Here is a 17,681-nt window from a genome sequence, read left to right on the forward strand (position 1 = left end):
AAAATCATGAAAGCAGTCAAATTGTACGAGCCAGGTAATTTACAGGTAGAAGAAGTAGAAATACCGTCAATCTCGGAAACAGAAGTATTAATTAAAGTGAAGGCAATCGGAATTTGTGGATCAGATATTCCTAGAGCACTAACAAAAGGTGCTTACTATAAAGGGTTAACACTAGGTCATGAATTTTCAGGACAGATTGTAGAATGTGGATCAGATGCTTCGGAATGGTCCGTCGGAGATCGTGTAACTATTGCTCCTTTAGAACCTTGTATGGAGTGCGTTTATTGTAAACAAGGAAAATTTGGTTTATGTGACACATACAACTATTACGGTTCAAGAACAGATGGTGCAATGGCGAACTATATTAAAGTAGGAAAAGCTAATATCCTGAGGCTTGAAGATACTATATCGTACGATGCAGGAGCAATGGTTGATCCGGCGGCAAATGCAGTTCATGGACTTTGGAGAGGAAACCTAAAAAAAGGTGATACAGCTGTAGTTATGGGACTTGGAGCGATTGGAATGTTTGCCGTGCAATTTGCACGTGAAATGGGTGCAAAAGAAGTTATTGCTGTTGATATTTTCGAGGAGAAACTTGAAATTGCTAAAAAGCTAGGAGCAGATCGGGTAGTCAACTCGAAAAAGAAAAATATAGTGCAGGTATTAATGGATACTCACGTGGACTTTGTTATTGATACATCAGGTTCTCCGATTGCACAAGATCAAGCGGTCTTGATTACTGGGAAAATGGGACGTGTTGTATTTCTTGGAATCTCTAATCAGCCATTAACCCTCTCTGCTAAAACAGTTGATCGTCTATTACGATATGAAATTGGTATTCACGGCTCTTGGAATTCTTTTTCCGATCCCTTCCCTGGTAAGGAATGGTCATATGTGATTGAGAGTATGGCACAAGGGAAGATCAAAACCGAAGAAATTGTGTCCCATCGTTTTGATTTAGACGAAACACCAGCCGTGTTTAAAAAAATAAAAAACAAAGAAATTGTTTTTAATAAAATTTTGCTTTACCCCGGAGAATAATTATGAAGAACGATATCGTACTAGGTATTGATTTTGGAACACAGTCCTTAAAAGTTGGTGTCTACACAGTAGAAGGAAAGCATGTTTATACGGCAAGCGCTTCTTATCCAACATACCATAGAAAAAATGGGTATTCCGAACAAAATGCGAACGACTGGTGGGGAGCGCTGCAGAAGGCCATGCAATACGTTACTCAAGCGGTCGATTCAAAAATGATAAAAGGGATATCGCTTTGTGCTACCTCTTCAACCGTTGTCTTAACAGACGAAAGCTTGAATCCGACAACCCCAGCACAATGCTGGATGGATCAGCGGGCTACAGCTGAAGAAGAAGAGATTAATAGCAATCAGCATTTTCAAGTGGAAAATCATCTGCTATTCTCTGGCAAGAAAACATCAGTTGAGTGGATGACTACAAAATCCTTATGGTTGAAAAAGCATTATGACTTAACAGGCAAAAGAATCGTCGAACAAATTGATTGGATCAATTATCAATTAACAGGAGAGCTTGTGGCATCAAAATGTAACGCCAGCTGTAAATGGAATTATGTTGATCGACTAGAAGGATTTTCTGAATCCTTCTTCAAGGAGATTGGTCTTGAAGGCATTACTGAACACTGGCCTTCAAAAGTTCTGAGTGTCGGTGATCAAGTGGGTAACATAACATCCAATGCAGCGGAGTATTTAGGCTTGGTTACAGGAGTACCGGTTTTTCAAGGAGGCATTGATGCCCATATCGGTATGATTGGCTCAGGGGCTCTTGAGCCTGGTCAGCTCAGTATGATTACGGGTACAAGTTTTGTTCACTTAATGCACCACGATAAACCGGTTTTTAATGATTCACTTTGGGGTCCTTATGATTCACCGCTTCTTGAAGAACACTGGCTTCTTGAAGGTGGTCAATTATCATGCGGCTCTATCATTTCATGGTTTCTACAAGAGTTTTATGGACACCGGACGGACAAAAAAGAAATTTACAAAGAACTTGAAATGGAAATTAATAAGATTGATCCAGGTTGTGAAGGGTTGCTCGTTTTAGATAGTTGGAAAGGGAATCGAACGCCATATAAGACGCCATATGCTACTGGTGCCTTTGTTGGTCTTACACTATCACATAACAAATATCACATTTATAGAGCCATTCTTGAAGCGATTGCGTTTGGTACAAAAAATGTAATCCGAACCATGAATCATTCTTCGATCCCAGTTGAAAGAATCATTGCAGGGGGTGGTGGAACACACAATGCTTGCTGGATGCAAATCATTAGTGATGTCATTGGACTTCCAATCTCGATTCCTAAAGATATTGAGACCGGTTCAAAAGGAGCAGCCATTATCGCTTCATACGGTCTAGGATTCCACCCCACCTTGAAGGATGCGTCGATATCTATGGTAGAGATGGAAAAAACCTATTACCCAGATATGGAGAAAACAAAAAAATACGATAAGTTATTTGAAATCTATTTACATTTAAATCAGGTATTATTTCCTATTATGAAACGATTGAAAAATGGAGGGGGGGACCAGAGTGAGCAACATACTCGAAATGAAGCAAGTGTCTAAATCTTTTCCAGGTGTGAAAGCGGTGCAAAATGTAAACTTCAATCTTAAAAAAGGAGAAGTACATTGTCTAATTGGGGCGAATGGAGCTGGAAAATCTACTTTAATGAAGATCTTATCAGGTGTCTATACAAAAGATGAAGGCGAGATAAGATTAGAAGGAAAGCCGGTAACGATTAAAACACCTGTTGATAGTATGTCTCTTGGAATCTCAACTATTTATCAGGAGCTCTCCCTAGTAGAAGAATTGAGTTTAGCAGAAAATATTTTCCTTGGAAACTATCTAAAGCCAAATGGAGGCTTTGTAAAGTGGAAAAAGATCAATGAAGAGGCAAAAAGGCTATTTTCTGTACTAGGATTATCTGTATCACCTACCATGCAAACATCTAAGGCCAGTATGGGTTTAAAACAAATGACGGAAATCGCAAAAGCCATAGCAGCTGAATGCAAAATAATAATCATGGATGAACCCTCAACTGCATTGTCCAATGATGAAGTGTTAAAACTATATGATGTTATAAAACTATTAAAAAAACAAGGGTATACGATTGTTTATATTTCTCATAAACTCGAAGAATTATACGCTGTGGGAGACCGGGTAACCGTTCTTAGAAATGGAAAATGGGTTATCACAGATGAGATGAAGAATCTCGCACAGCCTGATTTAATCCGCCACATTACCGGACGTTCTATTGAAAAAAGGGATAAGGTCCATACAGAAACAAATAGGGAAGAATTCTTAAAAGTGAAAGGGTTTACAAATCATAAAATACAAGACGTTTCTTTTTCAGTAAGTAAAGGAGAAATCGTTGGTTTATACGGACTGGTAGGTTCTGGAAGGACGGAATTACTAAGAGCGATATACGGAGCAGATCCGATACAAGCAGGGGAACTAATGATGGATGGGATGAAAAAGAGTATATCCTCTCCACAAAAAGCAGTGGATGCTGGCATGGGACTTGTGCCGGAAAATAGAAAAACTGAAGGGGCTAACCTGGACTTGTCCATTTTAGAAAATGCATTTCTGCCTTCCCTTCACACCTTTTCTAAGCGGAGTTTTGTAAAACAACAGCAAATGAAAATGGTTATGCAAGAGATGATTAAGAAATTAAATATTAAAACAAGCGGTAGTGATGTGCCCATGAGGAACCTAAGCGGGGGCAATCAGCAAAAAGTCATAATTTCCAGGTGGCTCATTAATGAATCCAAACTTCTACTATTCGATGAACCTACGCAAGGAATCGATGTAGGAGCAAAAGACGAAATTTATGGCATTATGAAGGAACTTTCAAATCAAGGGACTAGCATAATAATGGCAACATCAGAAATTGAAGAATTACTCACCGTTTGTGACAGGGTACTGATAATGTTTGAAGGTAGGTTGATCAAGGAATTTTCGCACCCTTCCAATTATAAAAGCGAAATTATGAATATCGCCGTATCTGGTTAATACAAAAGGAGGCGTACTATGAATGCAAATATAGAAGTAGCTCGAGTAAAGCAAACAAAATCCCTTTCAATTAAGAATATTTTAAAGAAGTATAATCTTTTCTTTATCTTTTTAGGTTTCATCCTGATTGGCAGCATACTATCTGATCAATTTCTTTCTGTACAAAATTTACTGAATCTTCTTCAACAGTCTTCTTTTGTAGGAATCGTTAGTATTGGAATGACGTTTGTCATTTTAGTTGCTGGTATTGATTTATCTGTTGGAGCAGTGTTAGCGCTAACAGGCATGTTAGTATCGATTTTGCTCGGTACAGGAATGAATCCTATACTAGCCATAGTCATTACACTTATAGCAGGAGCCTTCTTGGGCTTCGTAAATGGATTTGTTTCCACTAAATTTAAAGTTCCGGCCTTCATCGCAACTCTTGCCATGATGGTAAGTGCAAGAGGACTTGCCTTACTATCAACAAATGGAGAGCCAATATACGATCTCCCGGAAGGCTTTACAGCATTGGGCGGGAATGTTTTTGGAAAGATTCCATTCACCGCGATTGTTTGGATTGCTTTAACGATTGTAGCCCTGGTGGTTTTAAAATACACAACATTCGGAAGAAAAATATATGCAGTAGGCGGAAATGAAGAATCATCTAGACTCTCGGGTATTCCAGTCGAGAAGTATGTTACATGGTGTTTCGTAATCGCAGGGTTGTTAGCGGCAGTGGCCGGCATTCTCATGAGCGCGTGGCTAACCGTCGGACAACCAACGGCTGGTACTGGTCTTGAGTTAGATGTTATCGCGGCAGTTGTCATAGGTGGTACAAGCCTTATGGGCGGAAAAGGTAGCATAGGTGGAACATTCATTGGTGTGCTGATCATGAGCATGATCGTCAATATCTTCAACCTGTTAGGTTTATCATCTTACTACCAATCTATATTTATGGGCTTAATCATTGTACTAGCATTAATTATGAACCAATATATCATTAATAAAAAATAAGGGGTGTTTAATTTGAAGAAAAAGTGGATGACAGGTTTAGTGGCAATGGCACTTACGTTTACGTTAACGGCATGTGGAGGCGGTGCAGCAAAAGACTCTGGTTCAAACACAAGTAAAGATGGAGGTGGTGAATCATTAGTGATTGGTTTCTCCCAAGCAACTCTTGAATCTCCTTTTTATACATCATTGGTTGATGGAGCTAAAGCAGAAGCTAAAAAAGAGAACGCCGAATTAATCGTAGTGGACGCTCAAAATGATATAGAAAAACAAAATACAGATGTGCAATCTCTTATTACAAAAGGAATCGATGTTTTGCTCATTAATCCGGTCAATCCATCAGCTGTAGCACCCGCTTTAAAAGCAGCTAAAACAGCGGGTATACCAGTTATCACAGTGGATCGTCAAACAAAAGAAGACGTCGTTTCTTATATTGGCAGGGATAATGTAGAAATGGGTCGTCTTGCTGGTGAAAAAGCTGTCGAGCTTCTAGGGGGTAAAGGAGCTACCGGTAAGGTTATTGAATTACAAGGGGACGCTGGTGGCACAGTTATGAAGGCTCGTCATGATGGATTTCATGAAGTTGTAGAGAAAGAAAAGGGAATTAAGATTATTGAAGGTCCTTACAGTGAGTATATACGTGCAAAAGCCGTTTCATCTATGCAGGATTTACTGCAGGCTCATCCGGATGTAAAACTGGTATACGCTCATAATGACGATATGGCACTTGGGGCAATGAAAGTATTAGAGCAGGCAGGAAAACTGAAAGATGTTAAAATTGTTGGAATCGATGGGTTAATGGAAGCCGTGAAAAAAATTGAAGCAGGCACGTTTCATGCAACAGTTATCAACGATCCGATTTCCCTTGGGACACTTGCTATCCAAACAGCAATCAAAACAGGAAATGGAGAAGACGTTGAAAAAGTAATGAATGCAGATACAGGATTAATTGATGATAAAAATGCAACAAACTATGTGGACGATTCGAAAAAATTCGCGGAAATAAAATAATGGAGATGAATGAAATGAATTATGCAAAATTGATTGATCATACTTTACTTAAAGCTGAAGCCAAGAAAGAAGACATTATTAAGTTATGCGAAGAAGCAAAACAATTCGGATTTGCCTCCGTATGTGTGAATCCAACTTGGGTAGCGAAGTCAGCTGAAATCTTACATGATACAGATATAAAGGTTTGTACGGTTATTGGTTTTCCATTAGGTGCGAATACTCCTGAAACAAAAGCATTTGAAACAATAAATACACTGGAGAATGGAGCAACAGAAATCGACATGGTCATAAATATTGGTGCTTTGAAAGATAAAAATGATGAACTCGTAGAGCGCGATATCTGTTCCGTTGTAGAAGCTGTAAATAAAAAGACCATTGTGAAAGTCATTATAGAATCTTGCTTGTTAACAGATGAAGAGAAAGTGCGGGCTTGTGAAATATCGGTAAAAGCTGGAGCCGACTATGTTAAGACTTCAACAGGATTTTCCTTACACGGAGCAACTGTTGAGGATGTAGCTTTAATGAGGAGATCTGTTGGGCCAAATATCGGAGTTAAGGCTTCAGGGGGTGTCCGAACCCTTCAAGATATAGAAGCTATGGTAGAGGCAGGGGCAACTAGAATAGGGTCTAGTTCAGGTGTCCAAATATTTACTGGAAAAGTAGCCACTCCTGACTATTAATAAATGACGGAATACAATATTAAAGATTCTTAAAAATAGAATTACTTTCTTAAGAAGTTAGCTTATGCCTTATCATTGTGAGCAGAAAGTTTACACTCATTAATTCCTCTTATTCAATAAAGCTAAAGGCCGATGTTTCCTTCGCGTAAGAAATATCGCCCTTTTTCATCCCTAAATTAGAGCGGTTTAATACATTAATATTCTACCAAGGTTATGTTGAATGACGAGGTAGTAGGGATATATAATGACTGCTTTTAGCAGTAAATAAAGAAGGAGGTTTAAAATCGCCATTAAGGTATCTACCTCTGCTCAAAAGATTGACTACGGGGGTTCGAATTGCCTTAGCATTGAAGGAATTTAAAAACCTATACGGGTTATATGCGAAGTTCACCATGGTTTTCAAGATCCTAAATATTATATGACATACCAAAGGGAATGAGCAGCTCGGTAAAAAAGACACAGAAATGGGATAAAAGAGATAGTAGATATCAGACGTACTCTTCTTAATGCCCATAGACTGAAAGGAAGAGACTTATTCAAGACCACTATGAATAGGATTTCCTCCCACTGGGTAGAGTAAGAATGAGTGAATAAAAGAGGATTTAACGAAAACCCCTTAATATTCCATATCCCCACGTTTTCTGATGGTAATAAAGAAATATCAGGAAATTAACGAGGATATAAAAGGAGACGCTCATTAATGATTCGCACAGAACTAGTGCACCACAATGATGCACGCAGTTTGTAGACAAAGCGGAAGAACAGTGAAAACTGTTCTTTTTTTTGTAGGAATCTTAGTGATGTATAGAGAAATATATAGGTAATAGAAAAGGAAGGAAGGTTTAATTAACTTGACAGATCCAAAGGAACCGCTTATTCCTGAATATATATAAGTTAATCCAGCCACCTAATTTATTTCTGCTGATACTATGAGAGAAATGTCCGGTTTTTTTGAAAACCTCTGTCCCTAGATTAATTGAGCAACATAACTCAGAGAAGAAAAATAACAAGTAATGAACAGCTACCACTGTTCTTTTTTTATGTAATAAAAGCCCTTTGAATGGGTATTTTCAAGCTTCCATTCAAAGGGTACTTGTTTTAGATGATAACAGAATAGTACGTTTACTGTCTTCATATAAATTCACAGTTGTTTTGCTCGACAGGTAATTGCCTTTATCCATTTGTCTTTTTGCGGTGGTCGTATCTTTTGCTGCTCCAAAGAAAATATAACGAAGGTGGTTTTAATGAATATCCTAAATACTGATTGTAATAATTGCTTAACCAACAGAGTAGATGAATCAAAACAAACATTTATCTATCGTGACTGGGAAGGCATTAAACATGATTCCTGTTTATCTCCATTGTGTGATGAATGTATCGATACACTTGAAGTACGACAAGAGAATGGTAGAAAAAGAATGTTCTTACCATCCGGAAGAAGACCGAAAGAAGAAGAACTGTATCCATATGGTTGGTTTTAAATCATTCCTAATACATTGCACGTCATAATTTGAATTGTTACGCTTACTTCTCTGTTTTAGACTAATACCGATAATTAACTGGTATACTCTAAAAAAAATCATTAATACAACAATAGCAATCCATGCGTAATCATCAGGGACAAGAAAGTATAAACCCGCTAGACAAACTAGGACTATTACGTACCCTATATTAAAGGCTTTTTTAAAAGTCATTTAAATTACCTCTGTTTCTATCCTAATAGATGCGCACTTTCGATGGTGTACTTGTTTTAGAGGATAACAGAATAGTACGTTTACAGTCTTATATAAATTCACAGTTGTTTTGTTCCACACATAATCTGGACTCGTATCTGCTCTTGTAACCCCACTTTTTTTGAAATAACCAGTTTTCATTTTATAGGCTATCATTACACCAGCCAATGTGGAAGCAGTAAAGCCAACATATGGTATTTTAGATAAGATGGCAGCGCTGTAACTACTGCCGTCACTGTTTTATCTGTAGGAGTAACTGTGTAATTGTCCCACTTGGAATAAGCACAATCACCAGTTTGAGATTGGATACCATTGAACCACATATTAACTAAAATCATCCAGTGAGTTCTTGATGCAGTTTACGATAATACGCCAGAATTTCATGATGCGCCAAAGCCATCAACTGGCAGGGCAGCACAAAGAAACAGGCGTGTAAAAACCTGCAAATGACAAGGGTTTTCGTACGTTTTCTTTTGTCCTTGCGTGGTGTGTAAAGACTTCAATAAAACGTACGCAATCAAGGCAGCGAAAAGCTGATTAAACGCCGAATTGGGCGTTGTTCTAAAAAGATTCGGCAGGTTCAGATTTTATTTGATCCAACGAAAAAAACGATTCGATTGCCCCGGTTGATATGGACATGCCAGCAATTTCTTATGGTTTGACGTTCAACAGGCTTGTCACGACGCGCATTGTTTTGCCCTCGTAATCCTTAAACTAACGGGTGCGGCCGAGTCTAGGTCGTATCCATATAGCGGGTGGGATTCCCGCCGAGTAAGAACTAGCCACTCGCTCGTAGCGAGTCTTGGAGGGCTAAAGGTAACTCTAGTCTTTAAGCGTAGACAGTTAGATAGCGGGCCGAAAACCAAACGGTTGTATAGGCTTCCGCTCATATTAAATAAATATGGAGCGGAAGCTATTGTTGTTCTCTCATCAGAGCTTTGGAGTAAATTATTTTCCTGAATACTCTCCTTATCGATTAAGGTTTAAGGATGGAGGTACATACGTATATTGCCTCCACAGACGCTTCAATTATAAATGAAGTTACATATTTAGGTTTCTTCATTTTGAAGACAGGAGTATTGTGCGCCCGTATTTTCGATGTTAAAGGGAGTATCTTAAAACTCCCAATTAATAAATGATTGGTTACTTTTCACATGCAATACCATCATTATCACGATCTAAATCAGAATTTTCTTTAATCGCATTCTTATAAATTTTAGCGGAAATCTTAGTGCCTTTAGACAGCTCTTTATACGTTACTTTTTTCGTTTTCTTGTTAACTACTTTATTTTTCGTACTTGAAGATTTCGCAACACCCTTGGTATATGTCTTGTTAAACGTTGTACAATTTTTATAAATACCACTTGCTGCATCTGCTTGAACCGGTGTAAATGTAGCTATCCCACCAATAATAAGGCTTGTAGCAGCCGCTAAAGATATTATTTTGTTCAAAAATATCACTCCTTTGTATTTAAATTATACTAGAATACCCATAAAAAGGAATAACTCATTTCAAATTTTACGATAAATATATCTAAGAGTAATAGACTAATGCAGAAATTTTGTTCGGTGGGGGACTTTATTTGGGGTATGTTGTTAAATGGGGCTTGTCGGATTTGGGCCAGGGAGATATATAAAAGGGGCAAAATATGCTTCAAAGGTGAGCATTCCTGTAGAGCGTTAATTATTAACTTTGAAAAAAATAGGGCTCCTCAGTAAGATATGAGTAAGACATCACTCTAACTCAAAACCTTAGGAGGAACCCTAATATGAATTTTAAAATGCAGGACAAACAAAATCAACTCATTGAACGAATTTCTGATCGACATCTCGTTGTTGGCGTGGATATCGCCCAACAATTTCACGTTGCTCGAGCTGTAAATTATCGAGGAATCGTGGTAGGTGATCCTCTTACTTTTGAAAATAACGAAGAAGGCTTTAACAGATTTCTAGAATGGATTAATAAACTAAAAGGTAAAAACAGCTTAGACACAACTATTGTCGGGATGGAACCTACAGGTCATTACTGGATTAATCTATCGAAATGGTTATCTAACCAAACGAAATGAATCTTATTCCCCAGAAAAATTACAACCTTTTTCAGCTCTAGCAGCCTAGTTTTTATTGAATAAATCTGCTTTACAGGTTCTCGAAGGGAACCTCACTTGAAAATAATTAATACTTTATTTTCAGCTTATCTTTTGTCGAATGTTTTCTTATTCGTAGGATTTCAAAGATGCACGGAGTACCAGATTTCTTGAACAAAAGGGCACCGACCCATTAGGTTAGCATAACTGGCCTCCACCCCTTGGATAGGCATGACGAAGGAATGAGAGGGCAATTTTTCGATGACCCGTTGAGACATGGGAGGGAAAGCCTCCAGGGGCGGCGTGGAGATTATGTGCATTATATGGTAGAATATGGAGTTTCCTATTACTCCTTTATTTAACTATGCCTCCATGAAACCAAAATGATCTGAGCTCATTGCTTTTAACCGTTAATGTTTTTCAAGGGTTATGAAATCCTGCGAATAAGTGAGCATACGAGAGATATAGCTATCATACTGAGGGAGTTCCATAAGGATAATAAAATAACCTCAGTGTTAATCTATCAACACTGAGGTTATTTTATTAAAAAGCATTATGGTTTAAATTCGAAAAATTACGGTCTCCTTTCTTCAGGTGTTACTTGTCCTACAATATGCAAAGATGCGTTGTTATTTTCAATTGCATCAATTACACCGTGGGAAATTTCGTGATTTGTTAACCATCTTGATTTGTTGTTTTCAATCTTAAAACCTAACTGAATTTGTTTATATTCGCAATTTAATGGCAAGTCGATTTGCATCTTTATTTCTTTAACATTTGTCTTACTGCTAAGGACGTGGAATAAATCCCATTGTTGTTTTGCTTTCGATGAAACAATTTTTATGATTACTTGTAGAGATTCTAAAGCGTCTGAACGAACCCAAGCAAGAACTTGTTGTATAGGGCCGTTAACAGCAATTGCTGATAGAATTTGTTCTTCTAACAACGATAGATTCCTATAATCTACATATAGAGGATATAAATTGTTTTTATGAGAACTCTCCGTTTCTATTTTTTGCATCTTCAATTTATCCCGAGCGATTATCGATACCTTATGATGGCGTTGTGCATGCCATTTAGAAACATCTGCTAACATTCCCGTACCACCAACGACTAATACGTGTCCCATTTTCACCAGAACCCCTTCCATTGAAAATCTATCACTTTAACTTCGCAGTCATTTCAATCAATTGGTCACAAAAATCGATTGCTCTTTCAATTATTAGATTATTTTCTAAAGCAAATCCTGTTTCTTTGTTTATATAATCACTGTTACATGTCGCAATTTGTGTTGGAATAGCTATACCCTGTAACCCCCTGATTACTAGTCTTAACTGACCTAATGGTTCTGTGCTTCTAATACCACCACTATGTGTGACCAATCCCACAGGTTTCAGGTAAAAATGCTTTATATTCAAGATATCCAATGCATTTTTTAGAAGTCCCGAAAATGAATTGTGGTAATTCGGCGTTCCAATAACAAATGCATTGCAACTTTGTGCATGATATACAAAATCCTGAACGATGGCATCTGGGAATTCTAAAGGACTGTGATGATATTTCGCATTAGCAAATGGTAATTTTTCTTCTGCAAGGTTATAAAAGACGACTTCATGGTTCTTTAATAGAAGGTATGATTCTAAATATTTCAAAGCAGCATTTGTATGTGAAGGGTTCCCCGTACTACCACTAATAATTAATAACTTCATGAGATCCTCTCCTATAAAAAGATATATTCGGTATAAAATGATACTTGCTAAAAATGCTATCTTGGCCCAAAAGTAAAATGTCCATTTGGGAAATTCTAATTCTTATTATTTCAAAGAAGGAGGAACATGACATTTCCATTATTGCTTAGTTTTATAGCAATATTTGATATACTTTTTGTAAACATAAGTAGAGGAGGGCATAAATGGACTTTCGTATAGAATTAGAGTTTATTAAGTTCCTTCAAATAAGTGAGTCCAATTGGGCTGATCCACTCCATTCCCATGAAGATTCTTATCAAATCTCTATCCCAATAAGTGGGAAGTTGATTACTACTTTGAATCATAGTGATTATGTCTTAAATAATGGTCATGCTATCGTTACAAATCCTTGTTCTACACATTCTCATCAATTTGAAAAAGGGCAAAATAAGATGTTGTTAATAGGATTGAACCGATGTTCTTTAAATGAATGGCTAATGGAAAACAAAGGTTTAAACGGTGAGGTACTATTCGAGGAAAATCAGTTGATTTTAACCAATCAATTATTATCAAAAATCAGAAGTTGGTCCAGTGCTTGGTTATTCAAAGAAGACCCACTTTATCAGAATTATATTGAGGATGAAATCTTTAGCTATTTTTCACAACTTTTAATAGGCAGTCATTCAAGTAAGAGTAGAGCTGTATATTCTGAAAATTTTCAACTAAACCAGGTGCTGGATTATATCCATACATCTTACAGCGAAAATATCAACATAAAACAATTAGCTGCTGTTGCAAACCAAAGTAAATATCACTTTATACGATCTTTTAAAAAAGCAACAAACTACCCTCCTGGTCACTATATCCAATGTTTGCGAATAGAGAATGCCCAAAGATTAATACTCACAACTAAGAAAACAATTACAGAAATCAGTTATGAAGTAGGCTTTTCAAATCCTAGTCAGTTTTATAAAATATTTAACAAACTTGTTGGCATTCCTCCCAAAAAATATCGCATTAAAAATTCAATTTAACCTCTATGAGAGTCACAAAGACAGGTGCTTTACTTCAATAATGGCAACGATAATCTTTTCTTATGGAGCTAAAGGGGCAGAATAGTTGAACAATAATTAATACGATAACCTAATCTTTTAGAAGGTGAAATAATGGAACAAGTAATAAAAGAAATTCTGTCTAGAGGAATACTCTTTAACTGATGCGAATCTATTGTAAGGTAAGCAATAATAAATTCAATCTAGGATTAAATTGGAGGGAATGGAAAATGGATGTAAAGACACTTTTGTTACAACAATGGGCAAGCTGCTTAGATGAAGAAGACTGGTTTCCACCACTTGAAAAAGTGCTAGAGGACATCACTTTTGAACAGGCAATTTGGAAACCAGCTGATGGGGCAATGAATTCCATTTGGGAATTAGTTTGTCATTTACTTTTCTTTGAAAAGAGATATCTGATGCGATTTCTTGGTGAAACAGCGAATGAACCACAGGCAGAAAATAATGACTCTACATTTCGATTACCAACTGAGACGTTAGAAAATTGGAAGGAAACAAAACAAGAATACTTTTATGTTCATCGTGAACTTGGAAAAATACTAGCAAAATCAGAACATGAAGATTTGTATAGACAGATTCCAGGAGATAATTCATTAGTGCTTGAACTGAAGAGTTTAGCAATGCACGACGCATATCATATTGGGCAAATTGTATTCCTTAGTAAAATGCAAGGTGCTTGGGCAGCGAAACGCAGCTTTTAAAAAAGCTTCATTAGCTTTACAGTTATTCCATTATAGGGGGGCTTTAATGGAATAAGAACGGGAACGTCCAAATCGGACGTTCCCATATTTTATACCTGAAAAACAACAATACTATTTAACAAAGCCTAAGATAAAAAAAGTTTGTGAAGAGTACAACGGGCGTATGATAATGCCCCGTGGATTCCAATACAATCGGAGGTTTGATCCCCGTTTTTTTGTTCTATTTCTCTCAGAAACTGAAATAGTGTTTCTAGTCCTTCAATGGTATGCGTAACTTTAAAACTACCTTGATAAGGCTTCTTTTTATCCAAGAACGCTTGAACCTGACTTTCACCTTTAGCTACATCCAGACCAACCACTGGATTCATTTTTTATCTCCTCCAAAAACATAGTATTGCCGGTAACCCCTAATCCTTCTTGCAGTATCATAGCTTCGCTTGTTATACGAGATCTTGATCCCAACCAGCCAAATCATGTTTAAGCAAGTAGGGGGCGAACTGTTTAGTTAACGGGATCTTAAGCCCCACGGGCAGGTACGTTCTACCCCGGCTACCGTTATCATATATCGATATAAAAATTGTTCAACCAGAAATAACTGGCTGACCTTATAATACGATCGGGGCAGGTTAGTTGAAGAAGGGATTACACGAAAATACAATAATAAATTAGTAGATGAGATGATTATTACAGTATCTCCTGTGTTAATTGGAAAAGGAATTCCTTTGTTCAAAGAACTTGATTTTGAAACAGAACTTACTTTAAAGAGCATAAATCGTTTTAATCAATTTGCTGAGCTACATTACGAAGTGAAAAGATAACAAAAAGGACAAGACAATGTAGAAGCTCGTTCACATGTCTTGTCCTTTTCTTATTTCAAAAGCGATTGGGAAGAAAAAATAGATTTACTCGCTTTCTACAAAATTAATTTTTTGCATTATTTTTTGTATTAATACTGGAAAATAGTAAGCACCAAAAAGAGCCCATATAAAAGCCTGTGACCAAGTTTTCAACCACGTAGATAAAAACAAACTATTATACCCATTACTTAGTGAGACTAATATAAATGTAATAAAAAAGGACATACAAAAAGCCATTAAAAGAGCAAAAATAATCCGCTTGTATCTATAATTAATGTTCATTTTTTACCGCCATTCATTCAAAAATTGTAAATCCTAACCTATTATGTATTTTGGTTAAGTGAACTTATATTATCATCTATATGTACATTAGTAAATCAAATATCTAAAAATGTAGTTTTAGAGAAGAATTTAATCACGGCTAATTGGCGTGAATTTGTATGGGAAGAAATATAGTGTTGAAACGGTAAGGCCAATACCAATACCGTCCAATAAGGGTGACCGCCTTATTGCTGATGAGATAGGTCAACATCGTGTGGTTCGTTCCGTTATGTTATGTTATGTTTTGGTAGGGTAAGGTACGGTACGGCACGGCACAATCGTAAGGTATGGTACGGATAATTTTAAATTTAGCGGAGACTTTTGGCTTACAATGGATTGGTTAAGATTATTATTACTGTTATTGCTTTGTGTTGTATCTGGTATTAGTATTTTTAGTGCTTAACAAAATAAGTGAAATAAAGTAATTAAACATTGTGAAGAATTACACTTAAACTAACGGGTGCGTTAGCTGAAGATCGGAGCTGTCTTTAAGGCAGGTTTTCTTTATGCAACTATCGGGGCAGATTTGTTGAAGAGTAATATACACTAAGATACTGGTAGGATGAAAAAGTAAGGAGTTCGATGAAATGGAGGAAATGATAGGTGGTTCATTTGTTTTTGTAACGGGAGTTATTTTTCTATGGATTGGTATGTTTCAGTACAAGTGGTTGTATAAGGGTATAAAGGAAGTTGAAGAAGGAAAAATCGATATTTTACCTTTTATAAGTAGTTATTGGTTCTGGCGGATTGTTTTCATCGGAAGTGGTATATTACTCATTTTTATAACTGGAAATTCATTCATTAGGTATATCTTTCTTTAACTAACGTGTGCTTTACTTCAATGAACTAAAGGGGCAGATTAGTTGAAGAACAATTGAGCCATTACACCTCAAAAACTTGACTATTTTTCTTAAAATTAGGAAAGATAACTTTTGAGGTGAGTTTTATGAAAATGCTATATATATTGATTATTACCTTTCCGATGTTGTTTTTTGGTTCAATTCAAGGATACGCACAACCTAAAGAATGTCCTGTGTTAAGTGAATTAGAGAAAACATCGATTAAGGATAAAAAAGAGGTAATAGAAGCGTTAAATACTTTATCCCAGTATCTTTGTAATGAATGCGGCAATTGTTAAAATCATAGTTCCTTTAAAAAGAGTTTGTTTGGTCATCAATTATTCACCCTTTATCTTGTCCATATTTGAATATATGCATGATAAGGGTAAACTAGCTTTCTATATTTTTCTTTTTGTAGAACTAATGATTTGAACAAATAATTAAGCCTGAAATGAAATAAAGTTCCTTAATCTACTAACGGGTGCGTTTGCGGAACAAGGCTCTGTGATTTGATCAAACTTTTTTATAAAACCGAAACTTAAATTTAGTAGAGAAGAATCCATTTTGATCAATCTTTTTCAAAATGGATTCTTCTTTGTTTACATAAAATAAGGGTTTATAGGATATTTTTAATCAAACTTTATTTTAAAGCTACATTAGTAATAACCAAAGAGACAATTCCTCAATGTCTACACATTAAAAGGTGAGAGATTTACTGATTTTAAAGTTCGCGTTAAATTCTAATTTAACGAATATATAGACTTGCAATTATAAGTTTGGTATAATTATCCTAAGAGGTTAAACTGAAGATAATAAAATAGATATAATGAATGATTTTTTAAGATACCAACTACCATATAAGAAGGTGTATGTTTATGAAGAATTTTACTCTAATTAATAAACTTAAGAATGAATTAGACCAACTCAGACCACTTCCACCAGAAGCTGTTAAAAATCTTTATGAGGTTTATCGTGTGGAATGGACTTATAATTCAAATGCAATTGAAGGAAATACTTTATCACTTATTGAGACAAAAATTGTGCTTGAAGAAGGTTTAACTATTGGTGGTAAAAAACTTCAAGAACATTTAGAAGTTATTAATCATTCAGAAGCAATTGATTTTGTTGAAGAGTGTGTAAATAAAAATCAACCTATAGATGAAAGTACACTCAAAAATATCCATTACCTTGTTTTAAAAAATATCGACAATAAAAATGCAGGACAGTATCGCCAGTTTAATGTTGGTATTTCAGGTAGTAAACATACGCCTCCACATTTTCTTCAAATTCAAGATGAAATGAAAGACCTATTCAATTGGTATGAAGAAAAGCAAGATGAACTGCATCCTGTAGAATTAGCAGCATTATTTCATTTTAAGTTTGTGTATATACATCCCTTTTCTGATGGGAATGGACGAACTGCAAGACTTTTGATGAATTTAATTTTAATGAAGAACGGCTATCCTCCTGCTATTGTTAAAGCTGAAAATGAACAACGAATAAGGTATTATGAAACGTTAGAAACAGCAAGTGTGGAACAAAATGTTGAACATTTTATTGATTTAATATCTGAATGTGCTGAAGATAGCTTAAAGAAGCATTTACATGCAATTAGATAAAGAAATTTAACTCTAATATTAGAAGATTA

17 protein-coding genes and 2 pseudogenes are annotated in these 17,681 nt (G+C 36.1%); 14 read left to right on the plus strand and 5 right to left on the minus strand.

The features are described from left to right. Positions 1-6: 6 nt before the first annotated feature. From RE409_RS29475 to RE409_RS29505, 7 genes are all read left to right on the plus strand, one after another. Complete coding sequence (locus RE409_RS29475) at positions 7-1,041, plus strand: galactitol-1-phosphate 5-dehydrogenase (RefSeq protein ID WP_309559467.1); 1,035 nt, start codon at positions 7-9, stop codon at positions 1,039-1,041. Positions 1,042-1,043: 2 nt separating this feature from the next. Beyond that, the gene (locus RE409_RS29480; protein WP_309559469.1) at positions 1,044-2,603 is read left to right on the plus strand and encodes an FGGY-family carbohydrate kinase; all 1,560 of its coding nucleotides are present in this window, start codon (positions 1,044-1,046) and stop codon (positions 2,601-2,603) included. After that, positions 2,569-4,050, plus strand: coding sequence for a sugar ABC transporter ATP-binding protein (locus RE409_RS29485; protein WP_309559471.1), 1,482 nt, complete (start codon positions 2,569-2,571; stop codon positions 4,048-4,050). The genes RE409_RS29480 and RE409_RS29485 overlap by 35 nt, the downstream gene beginning before the upstream one ends. An 18-nt stretch (positions 4,051-4,068) precedes the next feature. Then, entirely contained in the window at positions 4,069-5,046 is a 978-nt protein-coding gene (locus RE409_RS29490; RefSeq protein ID WP_201183945.1) for an ABC transporter permease, read from the plus strand. A 3-nt stretch (positions 5,047-5,049) separates the two neighbouring features. After that, positions 5,050-6,054, plus strand: a complete 1,005-nt coding sequence (locus RE409_RS29495) for a substrate-binding domain-containing protein (RefSeq protein ID WP_397444204.1) — start codon at positions 5,050-5,052, stop codon at positions 6,052-6,054. A gap of 14 nt (positions 6,055-6,068) precedes the next feature. Continuing rightward, on the plus strand, positions 6,069-6,734 hold the full coding sequence (gene deoC, locus RE409_RS29500) for a deoxyribose-phosphate aldolase (RefSeq protein WP_309559475.1): 666 nt from the start codon (positions 6,069-6,071) through the stop codon (positions 6,732-6,734). Between the two features lie 1,293 nt (positions 6,735-8,027). After that, positions 8,028-8,243 (plus strand): hypothetical protein, encoded by a 216-nt coding sequence (locus tag RE409_RS29505; RefSeq protein ID WP_309559477.1) that lies wholly within the window; start codon positions 8,028-8,030, stop codon positions 8,241-8,243. Between the two features lie 1,367 nt (positions 8,244-9,610). Here RE409_RS29505 and RE409_RS29510 read toward each other — a convergent pair. After that, the gene (locus RE409_RS29510; protein WP_309559478.1) at positions 9,611-9,919 is read right to left on the minus strand and encodes an excalibur calcium-binding domain-containing protein; all 309 of its coding nucleotides are present in this window, start codon (positions 9,917-9,919) and stop codon (positions 9,611-9,613) included. Between the two features lie 317 nt (positions 9,920-10,236). Here RE409_RS29510 and RE409_RS29515 point away from each other — a divergent pair. After that, positions 10,237-10,527: pseudogene (locus tag RE409_RS29515) on the plus strand (transposase); the annotation flags it as partial. 601 nt (positions 10,528-11,128) lie between these two features. Here RE409_RS29515 and RE409_RS29520 read toward each other — a convergent pair. Both RE409_RS29520 and RE409_RS29525 read right to left on the minus strand, forming a co-directional pair. Further along, the gene (locus RE409_RS29520) at positions 11,129-11,683 is read right to left on the minus strand and encodes a Rossmann-fold NAD(P)-binding domain-containing protein (protein WP_309559479.1); all 555 of its coding nucleotides are present in this window, start codon (positions 11,681-11,683) and stop codon (positions 11,129-11,131) included. Positions 11,684-11,714: 31 nt separating this feature from the next. After that, the gene (locus RE409_RS29525; RefSeq protein ID WP_309559480.1) at positions 11,715-12,263 is read right to left on the minus strand and encodes an NADPH-dependent FMN reductase; all 549 of its coding nucleotides are present in this window, start codon (positions 12,261-12,263) and stop codon (positions 11,715-11,717) included. A gap of 203 nt (positions 12,264-12,466) precedes the next feature. Here RE409_RS29525 and RE409_RS29530 point away from each other — a divergent pair, with 203 nt between their 5' ends. Next, positions 12,467-13,276: a helix-turn-helix domain-containing protein gene (locus tag RE409_RS29530; RefSeq protein ID WP_309559482.1), complete on the plus strand. Its 810-nt coding sequence runs from the start codon at positions 12,467-12,469 to the stop codon at positions 13,274-13,276. Positions 13,277-13,524: 248 nt separating this feature from the next. Further along, entirely contained in the window at positions 13,525-14,016 is a 492-nt protein-coding gene (locus RE409_RS29535) for a DinB family protein (RefSeq protein ID WP_098372726.1), read from the plus strand. 125 nt (positions 14,017-14,141) lie between these two features. Here the strand turns inward: RE409_RS29535 and RE409_RS29540 are convergent, their stop codons facing one another. Continuing rightward, positions 14,142-14,384, minus strand: coding sequence for a hypothetical protein (locus RE409_RS29540; protein ID WP_397444210.1), 243 nt, complete (start codon positions 14,382-14,384; stop codon positions 14,142-14,144). Between the two features lie 294 nt (positions 14,385-14,678). Between RE409_RS29540 and RE409_RS29545 the strand changes: the two are divergent. Beyond that, positions 14,679-14,834, plus strand: a pseudogene (locus RE409_RS29545) (dihydrofolate reductase family protein); the annotation flags it as partial. A gap of 84 nt (positions 14,835-14,918) precedes the next feature. On the opposite strand, the gene RE409_RS29550 reads toward RE409_RS29545, so the two are convergent. Next, entirely contained in the window at positions 14,919-15,155 is a 237-nt protein-coding gene (locus RE409_RS29550; RefSeq protein ID WP_201183570.1) for a DUF2798 domain-containing protein, read from the minus strand. Between the two features lie 626 nt (positions 15,156-15,781). On the opposite strand from RE409_RS29550, the gene RE409_RS29555 reads away from it, so the two are divergent. The 3 genes from RE409_RS29555 (at position 15,782) to RE409_RS29565 (ending at position 17,652) form a co-directional block, all read left to right on the plus strand. Then, complete coding sequence (locus RE409_RS29555) at positions 15,782-16,015, plus strand: hypothetical protein (protein ID WP_309559483.1); 234 nt, start codon at positions 15,782-15,784, stop codon at positions 16,013-16,015. Positions 16,016-16,140: 125 nt separating this feature from the next. Further along, positions 16,141-16,332, plus strand: a complete 192-nt coding sequence (locus RE409_RS29560) for a hypothetical protein (protein ID WP_309559484.1) — start codon at positions 16,141-16,143, stop codon at positions 16,330-16,332. A gap of 576 nt (positions 16,333-16,908) precedes the next feature. Continuing rightward, the gene (locus RE409_RS29565) at positions 16,909-17,652 is read left to right on the plus strand and encodes a Fic family protein (RefSeq protein WP_201225555.1); all 744 of its coding nucleotides are present in this window, start codon (positions 16,909-16,911) and stop codon (positions 17,650-17,652) included. Positions 17,653-17,681 lie beyond the last annotated feature (29 nt).

Origin of the sequence: Peribacillus sp. R9-11, from assembly GCF_031345095.1 — a bacterium.
Classification (GTDB): Bacteria; Bacillota; Bacilli; order Bacillales; family DSM-1321; genus Peribacillus; species Peribacillus butanolivorans.

Excerpts from the sequence above, each read along its gene's own strand:
- RE409_RS29540 (WP_397444210.1), bottom strand. The coding sequence starts at position 14,384 with ATGAATCCAGTGGTTGGTCTGGATGTAGCTAAAGGTGAAAGTCAGGTT.
- RE409_RS29525 (WP_309559480.1), bottom strand. The coding sequence starts at position 12,263 with ATGAAGTTATTAATTATTAGTGGTAGTACGGGGAACCCTTCACATACA.
- RE409_RS29520 (WP_309559479.1), bottom strand. The coding sequence starts at position 11,683 with ATGGGACACGTATTAGTCGTTGGTGGTACGGGAATGTTAGCAGATGTT.
- RE409_RS29505 (WP_309559477.1), top strand. The coding sequence starts at position 8,028 with ATGAATCAAAACAAACATTTATCTATCGTGACTGGGAAGGCATTAAAC.
- RE409_RS29480 (WP_309559469.1), top strand. The coding sequence starts at position 1,044 with ATGAAGAACGATATCGTACTAGGTATTGATTTTGGAACACAGTCCTTA.
- RE409_RS29565 (WP_201225555.1), top strand. The coding sequence starts at position 16,909 with ATGAAGAATTTTACTCTAATTAATAAACTTAAGAATGAATTAGACCAA.
- RE409_RS29530 (WP_309559482.1), top strand. The coding sequence starts at position 12,467 with ATGGACTTTCGTATAGAATTAGAGTTTATTAAGTTCCTTCAAATAAGT.
- deoC (WP_309559475.1), top strand. The coding sequence starts at position 6,069 with ATGAATTATGCAAAATTGATTGATCATACTTTACTTAAAGCTGAAGCC.
- RE409_RS29555 (WP_309559483.1), top strand. The coding sequence starts at position 15,782 with ATGGAGGAAATGATAGGTGGTTCATTTGTTTTTGTAACGGGAGTTATT.
- RE409_RS29560 (WP_309559484.1), top strand. The coding sequence starts at position 16,141 with ATGAAAATGCTATATATATTGATTATTACCTTTCCGATGTTGTTTTTT.
- RE409_RS29490 (WP_201183945.1), top strand. The coding sequence starts at position 4,069 with ATGAATGCAAATATAGAAGTAGCTCGAGTAAAGCAAACAAAATCCCTT.
- RE409_RS29475 (WP_309559467.1), top strand. The coding sequence starts at position 7 with ATGAAAGCAGTCAAATTGTACGAGCCAGGTAATTTACAGGTAGAAGAA.
- RE409_RS29550 (WP_201183570.1), bottom strand. The coding sequence starts at position 15,155 with ATGAACATTAATTATAGATACAAGCGGATTATTTTTGCTCTTTTAATG.
- RE409_RS29535 (WP_098372726.1), top strand. The coding sequence starts at position 13,525 with ATGGATGTAAAGACACTTTTGTTACAACAATGGGCAAGCTGCTTAGAT.